Raw genomic sequence first — 6,589 nt, forward strand, 5'->3', positions numbered from 1 at the left:
TTAGCCTATAATCTCGGGTGAGATTGCAGCCATTGGGAGCTCATCAAATGACACCGTTCACATTTAACACATCAGCGAGCATTCGCTTTGGGAGTGGCATTTTAAGCGATCTTGGCGAGATGAGCCAAACAGCGCTTGGGGAGCGCGTTGTGGTTATCACTGACCCTGGCATGATGGCGACTGGTTTGGTTGATCGGGTCATCGAAGCACTCAACTCTGCACAAGTTGAGCATGTTATTTATACAGATGTAAAAGCAGATCCGCCGGAAGAGATCGTGCTTGCAGCAACGGACTTTGCCCTTGATTATGGCGCGACGGGGATAATCGGGTTCGGCGGTGGTTCTTCCCTTGATGTGGCAAAACTTGTCGCCGTTCTTGCAAGAGGCGCACAAAATCTCAAAGACATTTACGGCATTGGCAATGTTACAGGTGGCAGACTGCCTCTTCTCTTGATCCCAACCACTTCTGGCACTGGGTCAGAAGTAACGCCTATTTCTATCATCACCACTGGCACGAACGAAAAGATGGGCGTTGTCTCCCCCGTCATCATTCCTGATATTGCCTTGCTTGATCCTGACCTCACCATCGGGCTGCCAGCACACATTACAGCTGCAACAGGCATTGATGCGATGGTTCATGCCATTGAAGCTTATGCTTCTAAGAGTGCAAACAACAATCCAATTTCTCGCAACCTTGCCAAACAGGCCTTAAGCTTGATGGGCGCATCGCTGGAGATTGCAGTCCACGAAGGCCACAATGTTAAAGCACGCGGTGACATGTTGTTAGGCTCCATGCTAGCAGGGCAAGCCTTTGCCAATTCACCCGTTGCAGCAGTTCATGCTCTCGCCTATCCACTTGGTGGTCATTATAAAATCCCACATGGTCTTTCAAACGCTTTAGTCTTGCCGCATGTGCTGCGCTTTAATGCGGTAACCGCCCCTACCCCATACGCAGAAATTGCCCCTTTCGCCTTTCCTGATTTAGAAGGCTTGGAAAGCCAAGAAGGAGCAGCAGCCTTTGCAGAAGAAATGGCTGGCCTATCTAAGCGATGCGGCTTGCCACAATCACTGCGCGAAGTTGAAGTGACAGAAGACAGCCTGCCGATGCTTGCAAAAGACGCGATGAACCAAACTCGCCTCTTAGTGAATAATCCACGAGATGTAACTGAGGCGGACGCCCTGCATATTTATAAAGCTGCTTACTAAGCGCTCTTCGTTTTCTTTCGTTCAGGCGCAAACAAAATGATCGCGACGCCAAATAAGATGATTGCGCCGCCAGCGAGCTTTGTCAGCGTGGGCAGTTCATTTAAAAACAGAACCCCACCTATCACCGAGAAAACAGGCAGCAAAAGTAAGAATGGTGCGACCTTGCCAACATCATGCCGCCTAATCAGTGTGTTCCAAAAATAATATCCCAAGGCTGTCATCACGACACCCAAGTAGACCACAGCCCACCAAACGATCGGTGCTGCACCTTGAAGGGCTTCAACTTGTCCTTCCTCAAACAGAAACGACATCACCAGCAATTGCGGAAACGCAAAAACGGCGATCCATGCGGTTACTTGCAGCCCATCAATATCTTTCAACCTTCTGATCATCACCTGCCCCAGCGCCCACGAAAACGCGCCACCGACAACCAGAAGCATAGAGGTTACACTGCCGCTAAATTCGTCTTGCTGGGTCATGATCGCCACACCACAAAAGGCGATGATGATGCCGAACCATTTGCGCATCTGGGGTTTTTCACGAAGTAAGAACACACCAAGAAGAACCAAGAACGGCACTTCAAGCTGAACCACCAAAGCGGCAATTCCTGCCTCTAATCCTTTCAAGCCAGTGAAGGTCAAACTGTATTGAATGGCGGCGGCAACAATTGCAATCAGGAACAACGCGCGCAAATTACTCTTGGGAGTTTTGACAAAGAAAACCAAAATGACAGCCGTCAGTGCAAAACGAAGCGCCATCAACAAGATGGGCGGAAAGTGTTCAATCGCGCCTTTGGCAATCACAAATCCCATACCCCAAATCAAGGGGACAGCAATGCCCATCAAAATTTCAACCGGCGTCAGCTTCGACATATTCTAATCCTTCATCAACCCAACACCCCTACACCAAAACCGCGCCTCATCAATGCCTTGATTACGACCTGCTTGACTTTAGTCATTTTCGTTATTACTTTAATTTCAGAAATTACTGAAATAACGGAACTTACGAACATGACACCGCTGGTCCAAAAATTTGTCCTACACTTTGGTGAGATGGGATCACGTTGGGGTATCAACCGCACCGTTGGGCAAATCTATGCTTGCTTATTTGTGTCGGCTGATCCGTTAAACGCGGAAGACATTGTGGAAATGCTTGGCGTCTCCCGCTCCAATGTATCAATGGGCCTGAAAGAACTTCAAGCTTGGAACCTTGTGAGGCTGAAGCATTTGCAAGGTGATCGTCGCGATTATTTTACGACGCCTGATGATATTTGGGAAATTGTTCGCACGCTTTCTGAAGAACGAAAGAAGCGGGAAATTGATCCGACACTCACCATGCTTCGTGAGGCCTTGCTGGAAGAAACGTCCAACGATGGCGACACCTACGCTCAAAACCGCATGCAAGAAATGCACGATCTCATTGAGCAACTAACCGGTTGGTATGATGAGGTCAACAAGTTGGAAACGGAACAGCTTATTGGGCTTTTAAGCCTTGGTTCCAAAGTTCAAAAAGTGCTCGCCTTTAAAGATAAGGTAACTCTTATTCCAGGCGGCAAAAAGAAATAGCGCAAAGCCCCTCCCCCCCTGACTTTGCGCCTGCTCTGGTCTGATGGTTCACCACCATCAGACCAGACGCTCTCATCAAAAAGGATCTGCACATGGACACTCTCCTTCTGTCACGCATCCAATTTGGGGCGAATATTTCGTTCCACATTCTCTTTCCCACCATCACCATAGCGCTTGGTTGGGTGCTTCTCTTTTTTAAAGCAGCCTATATCCGTTCAAAAAATGAAAAGTGGATGGAAGCTTATTTCTTCTGGGTCAAAGTCTTCGCCCTAACCTTTGCGCTTGGCGTGGTGTCTGGCATTACCATGAGTTTTCAGTTCGGCACCAACTGGCCAGGTTTCATGGAACGCGTTGGTAATATTGCAGGACCCTTGCTTGCCTATGAGGTGATGACGGCGTTTTTCTTAGAAGCCGTCTTTCTGGGCATCATGCTGTTTGGTTATCGCCGCGTATCCAACCGTGTACATACGCTCGCAACATTCCTTGTCGCCTTCGGTACCACCATGTCTGCCTTTTGGATTATTGTGCTTAATTCTTGGATGCACACGCCCACAGGGTTTGAAATACGCGACGGTGTAGCCTTTGCAACAGATTGGTGGGCGATCATCTTCAACCCATCTATGCCCTACCGCCTTATCCATGTGTTGCTATCGTCAGGCCTTACAGTCGCGTTCGTCATTACCGGAATTTCAGCTTATCGCTTGCTCCGCAATGACCGTACTGCGTCTGTTCGTGCGGCTTTGAAGACAGGCACCGTGATCGCCGCAGTGCTGATCCCGTTGCAAATTTTCGCCGGAGATTTACACGGCCTCAACACGCTGGAACATCAGCCGCAAAAAGTGGCCGCCATGGAAGGAAATTGGGAAACGGGCGGCAATGTACCCCTGCTACTCTTTGCCGTGCCAAACAAAGATACCCGCACCAACGACTTCGCGCTCAAAGTGCCAAACGGGGCGAGCTTGATTTTAAAGCATGACGTTGAAGGCGTGGTGCCGGGCCTTAATGATTATGTCGCAGCCGATGGAACTGTCCTGCACCCACCTGTCCTGCAGGTCTTTTGGGCTTTCCGCATCATGGTCGGCACTGGCTTTGCCATGCTGGCGCTATCATGGTTTGCAGCCTTCTTGTTTTGGCGTAAGGGAGAGATTGGCCCTTGGACAGCGCGCGCCTTTGTCGCCATGACGTTTTCAGGCTGGCTTGCAACGCTTGCAGGTTGGTACACCACCGAGATTGGTCGCCAGCCTTGGTTGGTAAGCGGTGTGCTTGCGACAAAAGATGCCGTGTCAGATGTTTCAAGCGGCATGGTACTCACCACATTGATTGCCTACCTCGTAATCTATGCAGCGCTCACTTTGGCTTATGTGCTGACACTTCTTTTCATCGCGAGAAAAGCAGGACGTTCAGGCCCAATCCGCCCACTTCCCGCTGACCCGCACCCAAATTATAAACCCGCCATCGTACCGGCTGAATAGGAGAAACCCCATGATGACCCTTTTTGGTGATCCAACTATCTGGCTTCCTATCGTCTTTGCAGGGCTGATGGGTTTATCCATCCTCATCTATGTGGTGCTCGACGGGTTCGACCTTGGTGTCGGCATGTTGGTTTCGCAAGTAGATGATGCGGACAAGGACAAGATGATCTCATCCATCGGCCCGTTTTGGGATGCCAATGAGACATGGCTGGTGCTTGCCATCGGCTTGTTGCTTGTGGCTTTTCCCATCGCGCATGGTGCGATTTTGACGGCTCTCTACCTTCCCGTTGCACTGATGCTCTTTGGCCTCATTATGCGCGGCGTTGCTTTCGAATTTCGTGCAAAGGTCGGGCACGTGCAAAAGAAACACTGGAACCGCCTCTTCTTTCTCGGCTCACTGATCACAGCTTTAACTCAAGGCTTTATGCTGGGCTTTTACATCATGGGCCTTGAATGGAGCGCTCAGAACATTCTCTTCAGTTGCCTCATCGCACTTTGTCTCACAGCGGCCTACATCTTAGTTGGTGCTTGCTGGTTGATTTTGAAAATGGAAGGCGAACTTCAACAACGCGCTGTCAGTTGGGCGCAAAAAACCTTGATGGTGACAATCTCCGGCATGGGCGCTGTGTCCCTTGCCACACCTTTGGTAAGCCCGCGCATATTTGATAAATGGTTCTCATTTCCAGAACTTCTCATCCTTGCCCCGCTCCCCGTGGCAACAGGTGCATTGTTTGTGGTGTTGTTCTTTTTGCTGAAACACATGCCGTTTAAAAACGATCACTATGCATGGGCGCCGCTTATTTTAACGGCGGGAATATTCGTGATGGGCTTTGCAGGTCTTGCCTATTCGTTCTACCCCTTCGTCGTACCAGAAAAGCTGACAATCTATGAGGCCGCCGCAGCGCCTGAAAGCTTGATCATTATTCTGGTTGGAGGCTTGGTGGTAATCCCTGTAATCATCGGGTATTCGATCTTCGCCTATACGGTCTTCGGTGGAAAAGCACGCACGCTTCGATACGATTGATGGGGCAGGCTCTAGCTTGCCTCATGTTCTTTTTGCAATCGCTCAAGCTGGCGTTTCATCCACTCTTTAGGAATGACGTGGCCGCCGTTGTGCAATTCTAATTCAATATCGTGCTGTGTCGTGCAGCCCGTCCAAACACTTTGGTTGAAAGTGGCAACTTGTTTTGTTTGATCAGGAGCCTCTCGGCAGCCAGCAAGTTGCACCCAAGGGTAAACCGAATGAAGCGGATTGCCATCTTGTCCGACAGGCAAATCCATCACCGTGTCTTTTAATCCATGAACATGGCGCAGAGTGATCGGTGAGGCACAACTTTCTAATTCTTCCAAGTTCCAAAGCGTTCCGGCTATCGTCAAGAAGCCAGCAAACTCCGCGCCACGCTCACACGCCAACCGCCATGCCATTGCAGCGCCATAAGAAAAGCCAGATACATAAATGCGCTCACGATCAATTGGAAAACGCTTGGCAGCGTCCTCAATCATCGCTTCAACAAACGGCACATCCCGCGACGGTGTATTCCAAAACGACCAAGATTTCCCCAGCCCATTAGGCGCTAACAAGATCACCCCTGTCTCTTTGGCAGCACCCGCAACCTTTTTATTGTTCGCCACATTCTTACCCGTGCGGCCCCAGCCATGAAAATGAATAAGCAGCGGCATTTTATCTTTGCCACTCCATTGATCTGGAAGCTGCACTTGATACGAACGTCCACTTTCTAGTGTGCATTCACCAGCCGCATCGCACCCTGATTGTTGATTGTCCGTCGCATTGCCATTGAAGGCGAAAAGGGAGCTTGCAACAGAAAGCATGAGAGCGGTAAAGGTGTTTAACTTCATAACAAAAGGCTCGGGTTCGCGAATAATGACCCATCAATAAAGCGCTAGCCACTCGCTTACAAATAAGAACTTTGCGAGCAGTACGTTAACGCCTCAATATTGCCTCTGGTAATCAAAGGCCCCTTGCCTATACTGCAACGTCCAACATTCATTGCCAGAGCCAAACATGACCCAACCAACAATCTTGATGCTGTGCCCTCTTCCAGAAGATCAAGACAATCAGCTTGCCCAACTCGGCACTGTTCATCGCACTTTTAGCCGCGAAGAAACAGAGGCGCTTGATGCAAGCGTGAAGGAAGACGTCACGATCATCACGACCACTGTTAGCGTTAGATGTGATGGCGCACTTATGGCAAAATTCCCTAACCTCAAATTGGTCGCAAATTTTGGCGTGGGATATGATAGTGTTGAAACTTCTTATGCCGCAGCAAACGGTATCATCGTGACGAATACGCCTGATGTGTTGACCGAGGAAGTGGCCGACACCGCC

Annotated in this window: 7 protein-coding genes; 5 read left to right on the top strand and 2 right to left on the bottom strand. The window is 49.8% G+C overall.

From position 1 onward, the window contains the following. Nucleotides 1-47: 47 nt before the first annotated feature. The gene (locus tag ABJO30_07235) at nucleotides 48-1,205 is read left to right on the top strand and encodes an iron-containing alcohol dehydrogenase (GenBank protein ID MEP3232605.1); all 1,158 of its coding nucleotides are present in this window, start codon (nucleotides 48-50) and stop codon (nucleotides 1,203-1,205) included. Here the strand turns inward: ABJO30_07235 and ABJO30_07240 are convergent. Next, complete coding sequence (locus ABJO30_07240; GenBank protein MEP3232606.1) at nucleotides 1,202-2,077, bottom strand: EamA family transporter; 876 nt, start codon at nucleotides 2,075-2,077, stop codon at nucleotides 1,202-1,204. The genes ABJO30_07235 and ABJO30_07240 overlap by 4 nt on opposite strands. A gap of 138 nt (nucleotides 2,078-2,215) precedes the next feature. On the opposite strand from ABJO30_07240, the gene ABJO30_07245 reads away from it, so the two are divergent. From ABJO30_07245 to ABJO30_07255, 3 genes are all read left to right on the top strand, one after another. Beyond that, entirely contained in the window at nucleotides 2,216-2,770 is a 555-nt protein-coding gene (locus tag ABJO30_07245; protein ID MEP3232607.1) for a GbsR/MarR family transcriptional regulator, read from the top strand. Between the two features lie 92 nt (nucleotides 2,771-2,862). After that, nucleotides 2,863-4,242 carry a cytochrome ubiquinol oxidase subunit I gene (locus ABJO30_07250; protein MEP3232608.1) on the top strand — a complete coding sequence of 460 codons (1,380 nt, stop codon included), beginning with the start codon at nucleotides 2,863-2,865 and terminating at the stop codon, nucleotides 4,240-4,242. Nucleotides 4,243-4,255: 13 nt separating this feature from the next. Continuing rightward, nucleotides 4,256-5,266 (top strand): cytochrome d ubiquinol oxidase subunit II, encoded by a 1,011-nt coding sequence (locus tag ABJO30_07255; GenBank protein ID MEP3232609.1) that lies wholly within the window; start codon nucleotides 4,256-4,258, stop codon nucleotides 5,264-5,266. Nucleotides 5,267-5,277: 11 nt separating this feature from the next. On the opposite strand, the gene ABJO30_07260 is transcribed toward ABJO30_07255, so the two are convergent. After that, complete coding sequence (locus tag ABJO30_07260; protein MEP3232610.1) at nucleotides 5,278-6,099, bottom strand: PHB depolymerase family esterase; 822 nt, start codon at nucleotides 6,097-6,099, stop codon at nucleotides 5,278-5,280. Nucleotides 6,100-6,265: 166 nt separating this feature from the next. On the opposite strand from ABJO30_07260, the gene ABJO30_07265 reads away from it, so the two are divergent. Further along, nucleotides 6,266-6,589: 2-hydroxyacid dehydrogenase (locus tag ABJO30_07265; protein MEP3232611.1), on the top strand; the 324-nt coding region annotated here is incomplete at its 3' end.

The sequence above is a fragment of the Hyphomicrobiales bacterium genome (assembly GCA_039973685.1).
GTDB lineage: Bacteria > Pseudomonadota > Alphaproteobacteria > Rhizobiales > JACESI01 > JACESI01.